General features: G+C 38.9%; 12 protein-coding genes. 6 read left to right on the top strand and 6 right to left on the bottom strand.

All coding sequences use genetic code 11. The features are described 5' to 3' along the window. Window positions 1-496: 496 nt before the first annotated feature. A complete protein-coding gene (locus FEM33_RS00825) occupies window positions 497-4,792 on the bottom strand; it encodes a T9SS type A sorting domain-containing protein (protein WP_161597046.1) in 4,296 nt (1,431 codons plus the stop codon). Between the two features lie 341 nt (window positions 4,793-5,133). Here FEM33_RS00825 and FEM33_RS00820 point away from each other — a divergent pair, with 341 nt between their 5' ends. After that, on the top strand, window positions 5,134-6,300 hold the full coding sequence (locus tag FEM33_RS00820) for a phage tail-like protein (protein WP_139010221.1): 1,167 nt from the start codon (window positions 5,134-5,136) through the stop codon (window positions 6,298-6,300). 124 nt (window positions 6,301-6,424) lie between these two features. Here the strand turns inward: FEM33_RS00820 and FEM33_RS00815 are convergent, their stop codons facing one another. From FEM33_RS00815 to FEM33_RS00800, 4 genes are all read right to left on the bottom strand, one after another. Continuing rightward, complete coding sequence (locus FEM33_RS00815) at window positions 6,425-7,870, bottom strand: T9SS type A sorting domain-containing protein (protein WP_139010220.1); 1,446 nt, start codon at window positions 7,868-7,870, stop codon at window positions 6,425-6,427. Window positions 7,871-7,909: 39 nt separating this feature from the next. Continuing rightward, window positions 7,910-8,359, bottom strand: coding sequence for a T9SS type A sorting domain-containing protein (locus FEM33_RS26240; protein ID WP_161597045.1), 450 nt, complete (start codon window positions 8,357-8,359; stop codon window positions 7,910-7,912). Window positions 8,360-8,976: 617 nt separating this feature from the next. After that, window positions 8,977-9,474, bottom strand: coding sequence for a hypothetical protein (locus FEM33_RS00805; protein WP_139010218.1), 498 nt, complete (start codon window positions 9,472-9,474; stop codon window positions 8,977-8,979). 15 nt (window positions 9,475-9,489) lie between these two features. Continuing rightward, window positions 9,490-9,879: a response regulator gene (locus FEM33_RS00800; protein WP_139010217.1), complete on the bottom strand. Its 390-nt coding sequence runs from the start codon at window positions 9,877-9,879 to the stop codon at window positions 9,490-9,492. A 611-nt stretch (window positions 9,880-10,490) separates the two neighbouring features. Here FEM33_RS00800 and FEM33_RS00795 point away from each other — a divergent pair. Then, window positions 10,491-10,793, top strand: a complete 303-nt coding sequence (locus tag FEM33_RS00795) for a hypothetical protein (protein WP_139010216.1) — start codon at window positions 10,491-10,493, stop codon at window positions 10,791-10,793. 140 nt (window positions 10,794-10,933) lie between these two features. Here FEM33_RS00795 and FEM33_RS00790 read toward each other — a convergent pair whose 3' ends face one another. Beyond that, entirely contained in the window at window positions 10,934-11,806 is an 873-nt protein-coding gene (locus FEM33_RS00790) for an AraC family transcriptional regulator (protein WP_139010215.1), read from the bottom strand. Between the two features lie 564 nt (window positions 11,807-12,370). On the opposite strand from FEM33_RS00790, the gene FEM33_RS00785 reads away from it, so the two are divergent. The 4 genes from FEM33_RS00785 (at window position 12,371) to FEM33_RS00770 (ending at window position 20,892) form a co-directional block, all read left to right on the top strand. Beyond that, window positions 12,371-14,653, top strand: coding sequence for an alpha-amylase family protein (locus FEM33_RS00785; RefSeq protein WP_139010214.1), 2,283 nt, complete (start codon window positions 12,371-12,373; stop codon window positions 14,651-14,653). 38 nt (window positions 14,654-14,691) lie between these two features. After that, window positions 14,692-16,059: a M14 family metallopeptidase gene (locus FEM33_RS00780; protein WP_161597044.1), complete on the top strand. Its 1,368-nt coding sequence runs from the start codon at window positions 14,692-14,694 to the stop codon at window positions 16,057-16,059. A gap of 100 nt (window positions 16,060-16,159) precedes the next feature. Beyond that, window positions 16,160-19,393 (top strand): SusC/RagA family TonB-linked outer membrane protein, encoded by a 3,234-nt coding sequence (locus tag FEM33_RS00775; RefSeq protein ID WP_139010212.1) that lies wholly within the window; start codon window positions 16,160-16,162, stop codon window positions 19,391-19,393. Window positions 19,394-19,413: 20 nt separating this feature from the next. Continuing rightward, entirely contained in the window at window positions 19,414-20,892 is a 1,479-nt protein-coding gene (locus tag FEM33_RS00770; protein WP_139010211.1) for a RagB/SusD family nutrient uptake outer membrane protein, read from the top strand. Window positions 20,893-20,895: the final 3 nt, after the last annotated feature.

Raw genomic sequence — 20,895 nt, 5'->3', positions numbered from 1 at the left:
CGCTTCTTCTTTGAAGCGCTGAAAATCGAAGGATTCGTTTGTCTTCATCGTGTCTATAAGTTAAACTAATTTACTTATTTTTCCCCTTAATCAAACTAAGAGGTGACACAGTTCAATTTACAGTCTCAAAGCAAGGTCAGCATACTTCTCTCGAAATTATTGATAAATACGATGCAGAAGGAAATGCACTTGGCACTTTAATTATAATTGAACTTTCTACATTGATGGAAGGTATTTGAGGTTGCTTTACAGCCAGCAACCAGCCTTTTTGTTGTCGGTTCTTTTCAATCTTACCGGTTTCAGAGAAGTTGTTTTTATGACACTCTTACTTACGTATATAGCATGCAGTAAGTTTGTAAACCTGATCATCAACAGATTTTCCCGGAATCAGTTATTCCGGGAAAATTATAATTACAATCCTTTTTATTCAGATTAAGCAAGGCAAATAAATACCGGATATTGCCTAAGTCACCAAAAACAAATCCGGACGAAATGATTATTTTTTCACAATCAGTTTGTGCGTACTTTTCATTCCGTTCTGACCGGTAATGACAAGTATATACAGGCCGGGCTGCAAATGTTTAATGTCAATTTGATTAAGAGCTTTTCCGGACTGAAAAACTGTTTTACCATTTTCAGATCTTAGCTGGACTTCCTGAATACCATCTGTTCCTTCATACTTGATATTGATTTTGTCAGAAACCGGATTCGGGAATAATGTAACAAGTAGTTCTGCAGAACTGACGTTAACAACCTGAATACGGCTGTATGTATACGTTCCATCCTGATCTGTCATTTTCAAGCGATAATAATATGTACCGGAAAGCACCGCTACATCTGTAAAAGAATAATGGCTTATTGATTTTACATTAACATTTGCCGGAACACTGCCAATCTGATTCCAGTCACGGGCATTTTTGCTGCGTTCAATTTCAAAGCTTTTGCTGTTAACTTCAGAAGCAGTTGCCCAATGCAATTCCACTGATTTTTCAACCGTATCTGCATTAAAACTGATCAGTTCAACCGGCAAAGGTGTACTTGCATTGTAGCTGCTTCCTGCGGTGTAAGCCGACAAATACTTCCATGGGCCATATACTTGCCCCGTTAGTGCCAGTACAGGATCATATTTGATACGGACTCTGATTTTGGTTGCATTGGATTTCTTGATTATGACACTTTTCAATTCAGTTCCGCTTAATCCAAGATCGGCATAGGAATCCTGCTCGTCGGTTAACTGCGTACTGTTGGTAATCGGAGATTCTGAAAAGCCCTCTCCTTCTTTCCTCGTTTCCCATACCAGTTTGCCTTTGCTTTTGCCTAAAAAAGATTTGGCAAAAAGACCGGCTCCAAAATCATGCTCGTTAACCTGACTTTTGTTAATGTTTGTAATCAGATCAGAGTTGTACAAGCGAACATTGTTTCTGAGGTTACCGCTTCCGTTATTTCCCGAATAAACAAACACAGCCCCGGCATCGGTCTGCCCGCTACTGTTGTTATAAAACTTTGAACCTGTAATTACATCGCTGTATCCGTCTCCGTTTACATCGCCCGTACCTGCAACAGAAAAGATATTGGCATCAGCCTGATCCGTTTCCAGCATGGTCGTATAAACAGTGTTAACACCTTCCGGAGAACCATGAAATATCAATGCGGCACCTTCATTACTTTGTCCGTTATCGTACCATAATGATCCCACAATTACATCGCTATATCCATCACCATTTACATCACCGGCACCCGACACAGAAGAACCCATTAATGATCCTGCCTGCGCGTTCTCCAGCGTTGCTGCCTTTGTACTGTTTATTCCATCTGAAGAACCATGAAATACAAACGCGGCTCCTTGTCCGGCATTGTAATTTACTGCGCCCACAACTACATCGCTGAAACCATCACCGTTTACATCGCCTGCACCGGAAACGGACGAACCCATTGCAACTCCAACCTGATCGCCCGGCAAGGAGACATTGTATTCAGGATCAATTCCTGCTTTTGAACCGTGGTATACAAATGCGGCACCGTCGTTGTAATTTCTGGCTCCTACAATGACGTCACCAAATGCATCTCCATTCACATCACCTGCCGGTGCCACTGCAAGATCAATAAATGTATTGGGAAGGTCGCTTTTCAAAACTGTAGTAAATGCAGTCTCAATTCCTGACGAAGAGCCATGATAAACAAATGCGGCACCTTCATTACCCGGACTATTATCAAAACCCGGTGCAGCTGCAATGATATCGCTGTAACCGTCACCATTTACATCACCGGATCCGGCTACTGAACTTCCAAAAGAAGCATTTAGCTGATTGCCATACAACATTGTTCTGGATGCGGCATTAAGTCCGGAAGGAGAGCCATAAAAAATAATAACTGCACCTTCATCTGCCAGCGTTTGATCATAAAGACGTGCACCGACAACTACATCGCCATAACCATCGCCATTCACATCGCCGGCACCGGAAACGGAATTGCCTAATAAAGCATAAGCCTGATCGCCCTTCAAAGTAAATGCCGGCACAGAACCAATTCCCGTTGCTGAACCCTGATACACGAATATTGCACCGGCATTTACCAACCCTGCATTTTCGTATAATGGCGCTCCGACAATAACATCACTGTAACCATCTCCGTTTACATCGCCTGCATTTGCAACGGATGAACCTGTTTGTGCATTTGCCTGATCTCCTTCACGTTTTGCTGTTGCCTGCAGGCTTGTACCGGCTGCCGAGCCATGATAAATAAATGCAGCGCCTTCATCATTACTTCCATTATCATAAAGATAAGCTCCTATTATCAAATCGCTGAATCCATCTCCATTTACATCGCCGGCACTTGCTACAGAGTTGCCCATGTATGCTTGATTCTGATTTGATTGAATTGTAATATCAGGTGTCTCCTGAACATTTACTCCAAATCCAGCCGAGCCATAAAATACAAAGGCAGCACCTTCATCAACATCCTGATTAACATTAGAATCAAACCGTGGTGCCCCGATAATAATATCTCCGTAACCATCGCCATTTACGTCGCCAGCACTTGCACCATACCATGCTGTATAATTAAAAATTGCATTTTCCGGAATGCAACCCAGAGCTGAACCTAATACGAATACAATGACGCCATTACCATTTCCAGCAAATTGAGTTCCAATAATAATATCACCAAATCCATCGCCATTGACATCGCCGCAGCTAGCTACGGAAGTAGCGAAGTTCCCACCCTCTTCATTACTGTCTAATATATCCGTTCCAATAATTTGGGTACCAGCTGCTGAACCATAATATATAATAGCTGCACCTTCATCCGTTTCACCATTATCATAATATGGTACACCAACAATCACATCACTATATCCATCGCCATCTACATCGCCTGCTCCTGCTACCGAATATCCCATTTCAGCACTTGCCTGATCTTTTTGTAAAGTCTGATCCGCGATTATATCTACGCCAATAACAGATCCATGATATATAAAGGCAACACCTTCATCAATTTGATCGATATCATAATAATAAGCACCTACAATTACGTCACTGAATCCATCGCCGTTTACATCGCCGGCACCCGCAACGGAGTTACCCAGTGCAGCCTCTGTCTGATTGCCTTCTATCGTAGTTGCGGGAATGTTACCAAGCCCAGATGCTGAACCTAGGTAAATAAATGCGGCACCTTCTTCATGCTGAACGGGATCACTTTCATAAAATGGAGCGCCGACAATGACATCGCTAAACCCGTCATCATTTACATCGCCAGCACTGGCGACGGAAATGCCCATTAAAGATTCCGACTGATTACAATGTAATGTCACCAATCCGGTTGTTGTAATTCCCATTGGAGATCCGTAATACAGAAATGCAGCACCTACATTTGTTAATCCGTTGATGTCATAATATGGTGCTCCCACAATCACATCGCTGAATCCGTCACCATTCACATCGCCGGCACTGGCTACCGAAGCGCCCATTCCTGCTTCATCCTGATTAACTTCCAGCGTTGCATTGGCATTGGTCGGGTCTCCGTTTGTTATAATGGGATCAATGGTGACAGGGTAAACTGCATTTTGCACATCCACTGAAATCACAATATCTTTATTGGCAATGGCCAGCATAGCATCCAGCGCATTGCCTTTGGCATCCCAGCATTTAAGGTCGTTGTAAATTAATTGTTCTTTGTTGATTACTGCTGTTGCCTCACGGAACAAATGCAATTCGTTATTTTCTGCTTCTTTTACTTTCAGCCCTTCAACCGACAATTTTACCTGCAACTCTCTGGTTTTTTCCGGTGCTGCATAAATAATAAAGTTCTGACGCACGCCTTCCTTGCTGTTGATATATTCTTCAACAAAGCCTTTATGTCTGATTTGCAGTTTATTTTCAATACTTTCCGTCCATGCATCAGATTGGGGCTGCAGAAATTTTCTTCCATCTGCATAAATACCTTTGTTGATCAGCTTTAACCTAAAATTATGGCCTGCAGAATCAACGCGGTTCTGAACGGTTAACTCGCCTGGCTTGTAATATGCCCTCAGATTTTGCCTCCGATTCGGACTTTGAAGTAATCCTTTGGCAGCATCTCTGGAAATGTAATATTCCCTTTTTGCAAGTTCCTGCTGTATCTTCCCGTTTGCACCTTCCGGCACTTGCAGCGTTTTTGTAAAAAGCTTGTTTTTCAGGTTGGTTTCAGGTGCCGGATCAACAGGTTTGACAAATGAATAATCCTTGCCTGCATAAATCACGGCCAATGCAGCCATGGCAAATATCAAAACAAAAACAGGTTTGTAAGTGTGCTTCATATTTATTGAATCTAAAAATGACGGAATATGAACTTGGCCATTGCGCTGCCGATGTAAGTATAGACAGGGCTTTGATATTTCCGTGTGTGAAATTACCCAGTGGCAGGTATTAAGGAATATTCGGTTGATGCAGGTATAGCATCAGTAAAATACAATCTGAAAAGTCAATTACTGTGCAACTGCATACCAGTCATTATAATTACACGAAGCAAGATTTATTTAGCACTGTCAAGCCTTTAACTCAACCGTTTATACCTCCGGCTAATTCTTTTCCGAATTGACAGCCAATAAAATCATCTTTGGTGATTCATAAACGAACAAAATTTAACGCTCTTTTTCTTATGAAAAGACTTGTATTGCTTGCAGCCACTTTTGCCTGCAGCCATTGGCTACATGCCCAGAATGTAGGTATTAACACGATTACGCCCCATCCAAGCGCGTTGCTGGATATTCGGCAAGTTGAGACTATCGGGGTGGATAAATCTGCTAAAGGAATCTTATTGCCAACTTATACTTTACAATCTTATGGCACTCCAGACCCATATTTTAAAAATCCAGCAAAGAATTTAATAATTTTTCATAATGCAGATAATTTAGATGGTCCTGGACTTTATTATAATAGTGGTGGTGAAGGCAATGGTAATGATGCAAACCCTTTTTGGCGCAAGCTTGGTGACCTCCATCTTCCTTTTAGCAGAGCAGGTAACAATTCGGGATCCTTATTTAAAATTAAAAACAGCAATTCAGCTAATCTTTCCGGTGCCATTCATGGAATCTCTACTTCCTCGGGTGTTGGCGTTTATGGAGAAAGCAAAAGCGGAGCTGCTATTTACGGTGAAAGTGAATCCGGCACCGGAGTTTATGCGGTTAGTGCCACAGGAAATGCATTAAACGTAAAAGGAAAAATAAGGCTGCAAAATAACGGAGAAGGAGCCGGCAAAGTACTTACTTCGGATGCAAACGGCAATGCCTCATGGCAAGCTCCGGGAAATGGTGGTGGAAGTTTGCCGAATGTTGCTTTTTCGGTTAAAGGAGTATTCAGTAATGGTAGTCAGGTAATTGACGGTACTGGCAGAACTGTACACTTTCATACACCACAGTATGATTTAAACAACAACTACAATGCTGCAATAGAATTTCCTCAGGTACAACCAATTAGTAATTTTAATGCACCTTACCATGGGATTTATCACTTTGATGCTATGGTCGCTTTTGAAGATGGAATCACACCTATTAATTCTCTAAACATTTATTTACAAGTCAAGCGATCCAATAACACATTTAATGAATCTCATGTAACTATTCAGCTAGCCCGAGAAGATGATCTAGCGGATTTAATTATTGGCTCAGCTCCATTAGCAATAAGCAAAGACATTGAATTATGGCCTGGTGATCTTGTTTCTATATTTTGTAAAATATCACCAACCGGCTCCCAACCTACATCAAAGCTTAAAACAGGTGATGAAGACGCCTACTTCAATGGAAGATTAGTAATAAAACTAGACTAACAAATAAAGTTTAAAACATAGGTTCAATGAATGTTAAAGCCCGGTTTTATTTTTAACAATCCGGGCTTTTTGCTTGAAATACTTTATTCAAGTACTGCCTCAATTTACTTTCGTAAAGCAGCACTTACTTCTTCATTACTTTCTTCGTCACAATAATTCCATCCGTTCGGGTGGTTTTAATCAGGTAAATGCCGGAAGGCAGATTTTGTAAATTAAATTCTTTTTCCCGCTGGTTTTCATTAATGGATTGCATTGGTACAAACTGAGATTTGCCGGAAGCATTGTAAATATCTACACGCTTTATTTTTGTCCAGTCGTCGGTTTTAATAACCATTTTTCCGATAACCGGATTAGGATAAACGTTTAGTTCTTCATCGCTGTCAAAATGCAGATTTCTTATTTTACTGAATGCAAAAGTGCCGTCATTGTCAACCATTTTTAGCCTGTACAAATTCTCACCGGCAACAGGGCCAAAGTGCAGGAATGCATAAGACTTTAACGTTTTACTTTCGCCGTTTGCCTCCACTTGTCCAAGCGGATGCCATTTCTTGCTATTTGTACTGTGCTGTACTTCAAAATAATCGCTGTTGGTTTCTTCGGCAGTACTCCATAGCAGCTCAGCGTTATTCTCATTTTTTCTTGCTGTAAAGCCTACAAGCGTAACTGGATATGCGCTGTTGCCATCGCCTGCTGTCATTCTGTAAAGATCAAGATTCGCAAAATTGTTGGAAACATAATGCAAGCCCGGATCAACCATACTGCCGGATGTAGTTACATAATCTTCAGCAGCTTTGTGAATGATCTGTAAAATTGCTTCCGTGTTTCCGTTCAGCTCCGATGTGTTGTAAATAATTCCTGCCTTTCCACTGAAAGGGACTGTTTCATTGAATGTATAAACCCTGTTAATACTGTTTGTCGGCGTTCCCGGCACTGCTTTGGACGTTCTTGTCAAGGTTTTGTTATCCAGTAGCAAATCTGCACTAGGAATAATGACCAGTCCGTCGAGAGAAACAGGAGTTGCCTTTGCAATAAAAAAATGGCCTGCAGTAAATGGCCCGTCCGGATTATTATCCGGAAGCGGGTTTTCAGGATCGCCATCGCCGGGATTTCCATTGCCCGGATCAATGTCACCGGCGGCTGTTATTTTTTGCAAATTCCGGTTCTGGAAAATGTTGAAAACAAGATGAGCACCCGTTTCCACCGTATTTCCGGAAGTAATTACATAACCTTCGGCAAGATTCCAGTAAACCATTTTGAGCGTGGCCTCTACATTGCTGTTCAGTTCTGACGGCAGGTAAATTAGGCCGGCTTTTCCGGTAAAACTAAATTCTTCATTAAACGAATAAACCCTTTTGATACTGCTGAACAAAGATTCTGTTACAGCTTGTGGCTCGCGGGTCAGAATTTTATTAGATAACAACAGATCGTTGTCCGGAACAAGAACAAGTCCGTCAATAGAAACCGCAGTTGTGCCCGAAATAAACAGGCTGCCTGAATTAAACTGTGCCTTTACGTTGGAATGAAGGCACAATGACAAAAAGGCGGATGCTAAAAAGGAAACTTTTTTCATACCATAATTAAATATTAATAAGTGACTGGCTTGCTTTGGTTATTCTGTGTTGATCATTACTTTTTGCGAGTATTGTGATCCGTCGTTATCGGTAATAATCAGCACGTACATTCCATTTGCAAAACTTCCAACATCAATCTCACTTTGAGGCAGCTCGGATTTGTATACTGATTTTCCATAAATAGTAAAAAGCTGAATGCTCTTCATGTTTCTCCAATCCTGTTCGACAATAATGAGCTTGTCGGAAACAGGATTGGGAAACAAAGAAATGGTCAAAGAAGCACTTACTCTATTCCTTACCGTATTGAGCATATTGTCAAAGACATCTTTGGATAATGGCGTAAAATGTTTTTGACAAGACTGCGTCACGGATGCTTTTCCGGCATTAATCACCGTATCCAAATTCACCTGTGATTCATCGGAAGTATCCGTTTCCTCATGCACAAACCGGAATATAGAATCCTGACAAATGCCGTCTTGATTACTCACGTATTTTCCTGTAAAATCTTCATGATCAACCGGCAGCACAGTGTCCTTATTCCTTACTGACTTTTGCTTACTGCGATATACTTCTTTATCATCATTTATAGTCCTTTTATTTATCCAATAATATCTGACATATTGGCTATTCAGGTTTAAATTGTTTTGAAGAGCCTGCTTTTCAGGTTTGTAATAAGTTTGGGTATTATGTTTAAGATCAGAAATTTCAGATGGTTTCTCATTGAAGGCCACATTATGTTCACTTTCAATCAGGTTATGTACCACAGCATTTTCCGGAACAAATGAATCTTTGCTGTACTTATTATTTACCGAATCAAAATTTTTGACATTAGGATTATGGTCAAAAAGCAGACATTCAGCAGTGATCAGTAATACACCCATGAAAATAACCGGGAAAATACAAAAGCGGAATATTGCCTTCATCTGATCTTTATTGTGATAATAACGATGAACCTTTACAGATGCCTTGAAAGAGCATAGTAAATATTACAATCACTATTTTACTTTCAGGAAAGCAATGATTTAAAGTAAACCATCAATTACCAAAAGGTAATTCACTTCGGATATTACAGCATGAAAATCTATTTAACCAAAAATCGGACTTTCTAATAAGGAAATGAATCCATGAATTTATTCAGCACTGATTCATTCCCGCTTGTACTATCGGCAGAGAAACAATATAATCCACGGTTCCAGGCAAAGAAAGCAATCTTGGGTCCAATTAAATGAATATATGCAGGATCAGTTTCCAGGTTAATTTGAGATATGGCATGCGCAATATGCATATGAACTTCATCCATAATAACCTTCATTACTTCCTTTACATCATCCGGATTATCCTGACGGCTGAACAACATAAATACTTCGCCATCTTTACTTTTGTACAGAGCCTCACCATCCTGTCCGGGCTTCGGATCCTGATATTCCATACGGATGAAATCACCGACTTTTTCGGGAATCAATGTATTAAATCCGGATCCTTTGGGTTCAGATCGCTGATCGACATGATAAGGAATCTTCTTTGAAACCACCTGACTCGCTGCATTACCCGAAAGAAAAATCAGACAAATAAAAAGTACTGAACCTAAGTAATTCAATTTCATGCTTAAACTGTCAGGTTACATGGACAATATTAACTTTAATGTATCCATTTCCAGAGGTTTGGCAAAAAGCCCCATAATAAGCGGATTTGCTTTTGCCTGTTCGATGTGCTGCGGATCCATGCTTGATGTAATCATAAAAATTTTTATTTTATTCCGAATTGTTTCAGGCAGTGTTTCAAAACCTTCTATGAATTCAAATCCGTCCATATCCGGCATTTGCAAATCCAGCAGTATAACCGTTTCTACAAGTTGTTCTCCATGCTTTTTGATGTATTTCAATGCATTTCTGGGAACGTTAAAAGCTTTTACGGACTTAGCCATTCCACTTCTTTCAAGAAGTACTTCATAGGTCATCAATACAAAAGAGCTGTCGTCAATTAATAAAAAATCCAGTTGCTGACTCATATAAATTAAAGTTAAATTTTGATAGTATGTGCACTAATTATTTTAAATAAACAAACATTCATAACCCAGTATATTTCACAAAATGATAATTTGAATAACGAAAGGAAAAACCATTATCAAGCAGAGAACATGTATCCGCCAACCTGAAAATTTCCTGCTTTAATAAAGTCTTTCACAGCCGCAGGATAAACAATCTATGTTTATGGATCAAATTGCCTTGAATTATAGCGACTGCTTAAAGAACCACGCAGACACAACATACCTTTGGAAGAGAATGGAAGCATCATTTGTATAAATTTTAATATTTTGTTAATAGCTTTATTAAGCACAAAGGAAAGATTAACTTTTAATAGTAAGAAAGCACAATTACCACATGACATGCCTCAGCTACCAATCGGAAAAACAGGATGAATTACATGTAAATACTCCTAATCTTATCATAAATCAGCCGAACAATAATTTAAAATAGCCGATCGATAATTTATAATACATTTAGTTTATTATTTATATTAATATAGATGTGTTTATAAACTCTGCTGTTTGTTAAAAACAAATTTTACCTTACTTTATAAGCATTAAAGCATCAAATTGACCGATATTGAAATACATTTATGTTTTGGTTTAAAGCAGGAGTTATCATTAATGGTATTGGAATTTTATTGGTAATAGCCAACGCTATTTATGACATAGTCACACTAAGTGATAAATACAACAGTATCAACGGCACACTAAATTTTCTTGGCTTGGCACTTATAATAATCATTGCAACTGCTTTCAGCTTAAAATTAACGGGTAAACTTGTAATTGCAAATATAATTCTATGGATTCCAGCTGCTCCTTTACTTTTATTCCTAATATTTTCCGCGCTTTATATGATTGTAACTGCTTTCTCAAATAACAAAGATTGGCGCTAATCCTATCTGAATTAAACAAATAAAGACAGGCATTTGCCTGTCTTTATTTGTTGTATGACAATTTCTTATTTAATTAAATTTGAAGCATTATCAAAACATAATTGTTATCAAACAAGTAACTATATCAACTGAACTCCAATTCACTTACAAGAATTAATAAATCTGTCTCTGTAATATTTTGGTTTCACACCTGTAATTCTTTTAAAGTGTCTGTAAAAATTTGAAATATTTTCAAATCCGCTCATATAACTGATCTGGGATACGCTATGATTATTTTGCATCAGTAGTTTACAGGCATGGCTTACACGAATTTCCGTTACACAATCTGAGAATGTTTTTAGTGTATGATGTCGGAAATATCTTGAAAAAGAAGCAGGGCTCATATTTAACAAAGTCGCAACTTCCTCCACATAGATTTCCTGCGTATAATTTTTCTGAATGAATTCGAAAATCTTGCTGATCTTCTCAGTATCAGAACTTCTACGCACAGAAACGCTATTGGATAGCAAAGGCTTTAATTCTTTACTTTCAGATAATTCTACTAAAATTGACAACAGGCTTAATATACGCCTTGTGCCATTTTCTTCATTAATCTGATTAAGCTGCCTTATGATACTTCTCTTCGTTTTACCCTGGATTTCAAGTGCCAGCGATGAATTATCAAGAAGTCTTCTGACCGAATTCATTTCTGGTATTTCAAAAAAGCCCGATCCAAGGAAATCTTCTTTAAAGTGAATAAAAACGGACTTTGCTTCCAGTTCACCATTTCTCAAATAATATTCGTCACTGTTCCTGAACAAATGCGGAATGTTTGATCCGATCAGGGAAAGGTCGCCTTCATCAAACGCACTTACGTGGTCTCCAATGTACTTTATTCCTCTTCCTTTTTCAATCATAACTAACTCATATTCTTTATGAAAATGCCAGGGTTTATCAAAGTAGTTGCACTGCCATGTTTCATAAAGAAACGATGTGCTTCCAGGAGGTATTAAACTGTGTAGTTGCGGTTTCATAATCATATAAATCTCGGAAGATTAACTTGTTTAAGTCATTTACGTATTTAAGCTACTAAGACCAAATAGGTTTTTTTTAGATTACCTTGCCATCGGTTAATTTGAATTATTATACGGTCAATACATTACTTTTCAGGTCTGTATTTGCCTCATATAATACAGATAATCAGAAGACATACTTCAAGTTCAAAGGCTGAATAGTATTACAATTATTTAGCTTAAATAAGAATTATTGTCACGTATTTTTTAGTATCGGCCTATAAGCAATAAGAAAAATCCTCAACGGAACAAATAACATCTTTGTTAAAAAAGTATAAACAAGTAATTAAATAGCATAACTACAGCATGGGCCGAATGTATAATTTTGACAAATTCAAATCGGTTTCATTAGACACAAATTTATATATTACAAAACGTCTATAAGCTTGATTATAATTGTTTATGGCTTATGGCTACTATTATAACTTATGCGGGTTCTAAAATTAAGAGTGTTTTAAACAACTGAAGTTCCAATAAGATTACTGCTGTATGCAGTTGCAGGAGACTTTAAATTAATATCATTGTATGAAAGTATTCTTGTTTTCAGCTTGTTTTTTATGGTTTAATCTGGTTGGTTACGGCCAGAACAAATTTTATATCAGAGCGGATAAAAACAAAATAACTATTCAAGCAGGGATTATTCAAAAAGTATTATCAATTGATCAGTTTTCTGTGAAGACTGAAAATATCAGTATTAATAACAATATTATTTCTGATCCGGAATCCAACGAGCTTTCACTTTCTTTTCATTATGCCATCCCTAATAAAGCACCTGAGGGAATAACGGATACGCTGAATAATAAAATAAGTCAATTGGCACAAAAGGAAAATGCAACAGATATCCTGAAAGTTTCTGAAGCCAATTCAGAAGTTGTACAAAATATCTCATGGATTAAGGCATGTGATTTACAAGCAGATCACTGGACCAATGTTTTTGATCATGTAAATTATGTATTGAGTGAGCCCGCCAGCGGTATTAAAAGGCTTAACTTACGTGTAAGAGCAATTGAGAAAGCACAACTCGCTAATGTCACAATTAATATTTTCTATGAAATTTATCAAGGCCATTCTGCTATTCGTAAATGGATTGAAATTTCAAACAATAGTCCTAAATGGTTAAAAGTTGACAATTTAAATCTTGACAATACCGTAATTTCCGACAAGTACAGAAACATTACTGAACTTACGCCATCAGAACGTGGCGCAACTTCAAGCATTATCAGTTTTGGTACAGCCGATCATTCAGCAGGTGTCATAATAGGAAGTGAAGTGCCGTCGGCATTGAGATTTATTAATAACCATGGTAAAACAGGATATGCTCCGAAACTCTTTGAATGGGTAATTGGCCCTGCTGAGAAATTTGTATCAGAACCCGTATTTATATATGCTTACAGTGGAAATAGTATTCAAACTGCCTCTGCAACATCCAGCAGTTTAGACAGAACAGTTGAAGGAATCTATAAAAAGTTTCTTTACACAGTTGTTGGGCTGAAAAAAACCAGCTTACAAACTTTTGTACCACAATGGTGTTCATGGTCAAATTTCGGTCCATACATTTCTCATGAGAATGTCTGTCAAATGGCAGATATAGCTTCAAAGGCTGGTTTTAAATGTATGTTGCTTGATGCAGGCTGGGCACAAAGTGAAAGTCCGGGTGCTTGGGCTACGTCGAGCACCGTTCCTGATAAAAATAAATTTCCTTACTTCTCACAAACAGCATCCTACATTACAGAAAAGGGTATGAAGCTGGGACTATGGATTTCATGCTACCGGAACCCTAAACTGGCAGCCGATTTTAAAAGTATTGAAAATGGGTTCAGTATTCCATTAGTAAAAAGAGACGGCGGCCTTGCAATGAGCTTTGCAAGTCAATGGCGGCATTACTATGCGAATGATATATCCTTTTTACATGACAAGTACGGTGTAAGTTATTTTAAACAGGATTTGACTAACATCAAGTTTGGAGATGTTGCTAAAGGTCATGAAAGCAGGACACAAAAGGAATCGCTTTTACGCGGATTACGCTCTTTACTTGCAACGATGGATGAAATCAACCATGCGTCCCCAGCCGTATTGATGGATATAACACATGAGATATACTGGGGAACTCCGGGTGTACCTTGCGATCTTGCAGCGCTTAAACATGTTTACGCTTATCATATTCCACCAAATGATTATTCTGGTGTGGGTAATCCCGGCCAACGATATAATATTAACTGGAATTACCGTTCGGATAGTTTGAAGGCCAAGTTGATTGAAGGTTGTTTTAACGCCAGAAAAGAATTGTACAAACATCGCGGCCTTCCGTTACAATCTATTGAATACTATGGAGCAGCTACCCTCAACTACAAAGGCAGTCTTACGCCACATATTCAACAAAGACAGGTTTGCAGCTGGTTGATGGGTGTACCCTCTGTATTTTCAGGAGATTTAGCTTCCCTAACAGAGGAAAATATAAGAACGTACCGTGAATGTTTTGATTTGCTGGAAAACTTAAACGCCAAATACAGTATTTACGAAAATTTTCAATTCAGCGGTGTTCCGGTGCCTACTGATACAGATTGGCATTGGTGGGGCAAATTAAATGAAAAGGGAGAAGGTGCAGTAGTTGTTCTGAGAGGCAGCAAAGGAGCAAATTCCAGAAAAATAAACATCCCATGGGTTTTACCCGAAAAGACATACAAACTCAGGTTATGCTTTGACAAAACAGACAAAGGACTTTACAAAGGAAAAGATCTGATTAATGGAGCATTGTCATTGGCACTTTCTGCTTATAACCAGGAAATCATTGAAATATCAGAAAATTGAAATTTATCATTTTCCATTGATGTGAGCTTATGTTATTGATGAAAAAAGAAGTTTCGATTACAAATTTATCAAAGCGGATTTTGAACCGCCGCAAGTTTCTAGGACTTGCAAGTTTCACAGTGTCTGAAATATTATCATCCTTAGACAAAAACAAGTTATACGCCAAAAAGACTAATAATCTGATAGAGGAATACAGAACGTTTCGTGATGGACATGTTTTCTGTAAGAACAATCAGGTTTTTGTCAGTGCTTTCAAAGCTATGCGTTTTTCAAAACCTGTACATAATGACCTGTATAAAGAAATCCGGATTTTTCACACAGAATGCCCAGATTTTACATTCGGAACTGATTATGAAGAGTACTTTCGTGCATTGGATTATAAAAAAGCTGACCTTGTTTTTCAGGGTCCAGTTGAACCGGCTCTTCAAAGTAAATTCAGCTTTACAGATGAAAATGTAAAAACAGGAGCGGTATACTGTTATTGGATTGCATCATCCACCGGCGAACCGGAAGGTCCTCTTCCGGTTAAAGTTAGGGATCCGGATGTTTGGTGGACTTTTGAAAAAGTTAAGGCTAAAATTGATTTTCTTAAAAATGCATATCCTGATTATATACAAGTTCAACAAATTGGCTTTACAGCAAATCGCAGGTCGATAACAGCAATTAAAGCTGGCCAAGCTGAAAAGTGCATTGCACTGATCGGGGCTGTTCACGCCGGAGAAGCAGGGCCTGAACTGATCATGTATGTATTGAAGAAATTGCTTGAAAAGCATAAGGATCTTTTAAAGAAAGTCTCAGTCATTGCTATCCCTTCGGCAAACCCTGATATGCGTGACAAATTAGCATTTGGTAATCCTTGGTACATAAGAAGAAATGCCAATCTTGTTGATATCAACAGAAACTTCCCAACTGACTGGGAAAAGACTGAACAGAATTACGGATATTCAACTGATGATCCTCAAGGATATACATATCGTGGGCAGTACCCGGCCAGTGAAAGTGAAACTACTGCAATTATGAATTATATAAAGCAGACAAAACCAGCAGCTTTATTTTCATTTCATTTTCTGGCAAGTATTGCCGGCGGCACTTTACTGGGCTCAAAGGATGCTGTTAACGACAAGGGATATGTTAACCTGTGCTACAAAATTGCCCGCCCCTATTGGAAAGGAATGAACTTGAATGAACCTAAAAAAGAAGAAATCGTCTTTTACTGCACAGCTGGAAGCTTGCCAACTTGGGGTTACAAGTCATTAGGAATACCAGCTTTTGATGTAGAAGACCCTTTTGACCCTGCAGATTGGGCTCAATGTGCAAAGGATCATACCGATACTAGTTTACTCCAAAAATATCAGCAACTGCAGTTTCAGGGATTTACTTCTTTGCTCACAAGTATAGGCTCATGAAGATAAGAATTGCACATTAGCCAATACGTATATTAATGATAGTTCAAAACAGTGGTAAAGAAAATTGTTTGCCATATTATCTCAATTTAACCCATAAACTATGCGACACTCTGTATTACTTTTTATTTATGAACGAAAGAGTACCTGTTTACTCTTATGGCTTCTGTTTTATAACACAATTGCCTTTTCACAGAATATTACAGTTAGCGGAACAGTATCAGATTCTAACGAGAACATACTTTTACCAGGGGTCTCAATTAGAATAAAGAACTCATCCGTAGGATCCATTACAGATGTTAACGGAGCTTTTTCAATTACAGCATCGAAAGGAGAAACATTGATATTCTCTTTTATTGGATATGAAATGCAGGAAGTGGTTGCTAATGAAAATGCCCCAATGCAAATCAAGCTTAAACCACAAAGTAATAACCTTAATGAAGTAGTTGTGGTTGGTTATGGTACTCAAAAGAAAGTATCACTGACTGGAGCAGTTTCATCAATCAGTTCAAGAGATGTAAAAAATCAGATTACCAAGAATGTTCTGGAAGGTATAGCAGGACAAATTGCTGGAGTTCAGGTTACTGCATCAACCGGAAGACCGGGAGCAGCTCCGGTAATTCGTGTTCGTGGTTCAGGTTCAATAAGCGCGGGAAATGAGCCTTTATATGTAGTTGACGGATTGCCGTTGGGGTCAGGCAGTGATATTAACACGATTAATCCAAATGATATAGAAACAATGGACGTTCTCAAAGACGCATCTTCGCAGGCGATCTATGGTTCACGTGGATCTAACGGAGTTGTGCTGATTACAACAAAGAAAGGTAAAGCCGGCCAATCAAGAATTGAGTTTAACTATTACACCGGTTTTCAGAATGTTCCCAAATTGATAGACGTCCTTGACCGCGATCAGGAAATACAATACTGGAAGGAAACCAGTGCAGCGTTGTGGGCTGCAATGGGCGGAGATCCAAACGTTCCCAATGGTTCAAGAGTTGCGCCAGACGGCTCCAAGAAGTTTATTAATTATCTTCCTGAATATGACAATCCATCCAGCCTGCCAAATACAAACTGGCAAAAAGAAATATTCAGGACTGCTCCAACTTCCAACTACCAATTATCGGTTCGTGGAGGAACTGACAAATTGCAGTACTTTGTTTCAGGAAATTACTTTAAGGGTGACGGCGTTTTAAAAGCAACTGACTGGAAAAGATATACAGCAAGAATTAATCTGGATGCAACTGTTAATAAATACTTACGTGTTGGCGTAAATGTTTCTCCTTCTTACGTATTGGAAAACAGAAGATGGAGTGACGGATATATCGACAGTCCGGATGGTGATGCATCTGCTACTATGACGGCTATGGTGCTTCCTTCCAGTATTGCTCCAAAAACACCTGAAGGACTTTATGATGGAACCGGCGGAGGAATTAATACGCCTTATACTTCTGTTGGATGGGCCGCTGCTAATAATCCTTTGCAGCCGCTTGAAGATCCAAATTATAAATTTGCTGACGAAAAGGCAAGGGTAACAGGAATTACTTATGCTGAACTAGAACCCATAAAAGGACTGGTATTCCGCACTGACTTTGGACTGGACAGAATTGATGGAGTTACAAACAAATACCGTCCATCAACGGTATCTAATTATCCGAATCAGGTTAAAATGCGTTATCAGCCATTGGCTAAAGCCATTACAATCAGATCATCTCAGCAGAATCTTCAGGATCTTACTTTTTCATGGAACAACACGCTGACATGGCAAAAGACTTTTATGGAAGCTCATGATCTAAATATTCTGGCAGGATACTCCTATCAGAAAGGTATTAATGAAACATCAAGTCTTACTGGAGCAGCAGGAACTTACCAGAACGATGCTGTTCAGTATGTCACCGGAGCAGCTACAATTAACGGTAATGCGGCAAAGTCAGAATGGAATTTACTAAGCTATCTGAGCAGAATAAATTATTCTTACAAGGATAAATATCTTTTATCCGCCAGCGTGAGAAGAGATGGATCAAGCCGATTTGGAAAGAATAACAGGTTTGCCATTTTCCCAGCTGCATCTGTTGGCTGGCGGGTAACTGAAGAACCGTTTATGAAATCAGTTACTAACCTGAATGAATTAAAGTTGCGGGTTGGATATGGAAAAACAGGTAATTTCAACATCGGGAATTACTCATCCATTCCGCAACTAACATCTGATAATTATAATCTGGGCGGTGCATTAGCAGTCGGGTATGCCCCTCAGAGCCTTGCCAATGAAGATCTTAGCTGGGAAACCAATACTTCAATAGATGCCGGTATTGATCTGGGTCTTTTTAAGAATCGTTTAAATATCAGCCTGGATATTTATCGAAGGATTACCGACAATTTATTATATAATCTACCTATTCCTTCGTTATCAGGTTTTACCAGTGTATTTGCCAATATCGGAAAAATTGAAAATAAAGGTTTTGAACTATCTTTAAATACCGTTAACATCAGCAAGGAAAGTTTCCAGTGGACAAGCAGCCTTAATTTTTCAAGAAATAAAAATATTGTTCTGCGCTTGGGAAAGGATAATCTGCCTATTACTTCATTTTCAGCAGGAAATTACTCCATGCAGCGAATGGAAGTAGGAAAACCGCTTTCTTATTTTTACGGTTACAAACTAGGAGGAATCTTCAGGGATCAGCAGGATGTAGATGCACATCCTGAAATGCGCCGGAAAAGTGCAACCGGCGAGTTACTGGGAGCACCCGGAGACAGTAAAATTGTTGATACCAACGGAGACGGCCTAATTACTACTGATGACAGAACTGAAATTGGCGACCCCAATCCGGATTTTACTTATGGATTTACAAACCAGTTTACTTACAAAGCGTTTGATCTGGACATCCAAATTCAGGGTGTTCAGGGAAATGATATTCAGTTTATAACTGCCAGATACATTGGTTCAAATACACTGGTATGGAATCAATTGACCGAAAGTGTGTTGAACCGGTGGAAATCACCTTCTGAGCCCGGAAATGGCATATATGCAAGAGCAGAAGGCCCTATTGCAGCAGTAGGAAATGCAGAAACACAGTCTGACCGGTTTCTTCGCAGCGGATCATACCTGCGAATACGAAATGTCACATTTGGATATAACCTACCCTCTTTGCTAACTAGAAAGCTGCACATCAGCTCTTTAAGAATATATGCAAGTGCACAAAACCTTCATACATTCAGTAAATATATCGGATATAATCCTGACGTAAGCGTCAATGGAGAAAGCGTTACATTGCCCGGGAACGACTTTGCCACGTATCCATTAGCACGCACATTCACCTTTGGAGTTAATCTTGGCCTGTAATCACATTTAATCATTAAGCGATGAAATCATATAAATTATATACAGTACTACTTTTGTTTGTGGCAGGCTGCAAAGAGGATATTATAGATCTTGTTCCCGTAAGCACTCCCACAACAGAGACTTTTTACAAAACAAGCGATGATATGATTAATGCACTCAACGGCATTTATTATATGCTGAGGACCAATGCGGCTGCTTCTGCTGAATTCTTTTATGGCGATATAGCTACGGATGATGCCAGAGCTGTACCAGGCTATCCGGATCATGCCGATTTTGACAATTTTACATTGAACCCCACGTCGACAGCACCAATCAGTAGTCGTTGGAATGATGCTTATAAAGGTATAAGCCGTGCCAATATTCTGCTCGAAAGAATTAAATCCATTTCGATGGATAATAATTTGAAGAACCGAATTATAGGTGAAACAAAATTTCTCAGGGCATATTACTACTTTAATCTTGTAAAGGTATATGGCGATGTGCCATTGATTTTAAAAGAATTGAAAACGCCAGATGAAGCGTATATATATGGACGTGAGCCAGCTGCAAACATCTATGCACAAATAGAAAAAGACTTTGCCGATGCTATCCCTCTCCTGCCTGCCAGTTATCCGGCTGCTGAACTGGGCAGGGCAACAAGCGGAGCCGCAAAAGGAATGCTGGCCAGAGTTCTGATTTACCAAAAGAAATTCTCACAGGCAGCTCCTCTTTTAAACAATGTTATTTCTGAAAAAAGTGAAGCAAAATATGAGCTGCTCCCAAACTATGCAGACGTGTTCAGGTATGACAACGGAAATAATAAGGAAATACTTTTCGCCGTACAGTATACGCCCAACGCAGTGGTTAGCGGACAAGGCTCTCCTCCAACATCTACTTTCGGACCAATAGCAGGTGCGGATGTTCCATTATTTGGTTCAAATGCCAATCAGCCTACGATGGACATTTATAATGCATATGAAAAAGGCGACTTGAGAAGAGATATTTCTATTGCATTTACAACCGATGCCAACAAGATGGCATATGTTAACAAATTCATCAATAAAAGTGTGCTTCTAAGGGCTGAAGATGGCACGGATTATCCAATTTTAAGATATGCTGATATCTTATTAATGTACGCAGAATGTCTGAATGAAGCCGGCACTCCAGCACTTGCATTGCCATATATTAATCAGGTCAGAGAACGGGCATTCGGGAATAACTCGCATAATTTTCAATCAACGGATCAGACAGCAACTTCCACTTACGTATCCGGCCAGGCAGATTTAAGAGAAAAAATTTTACGGGAAAGACGGTTGGAATTGTGTTTTGAAGGACTACGCTTTTTTGATTTGCTTAGAACGGACCATCTGGAATCTGTATTGAATGATTATTTCAAAAAGAATGAAGTAACCCTAAACGGAGCAATCATTCAGATCGGAGCCAATAATAGGCTGTTTCCAATTCCGCAAGCTCAAATAGATGTTAATCCATCGAAAATCAAACAAAATCCTGGATATTAATCA

It is taken from the genome of Dyadobacter flavalbus, from assembly GCF_006149045.1.
Taxonomy (GTDB): domain Bacteria; phylum Bacteroidota; class Bacteroidia; order Cytophagales; family Spirosomataceae; genus Dyadobacter; species Dyadobacter flavalbus.
The sequence above is the reverse complement of the archived record's forward strand: the minus strand, read 5'-3'. Positions and strand labels throughout refer to the sequence as shown.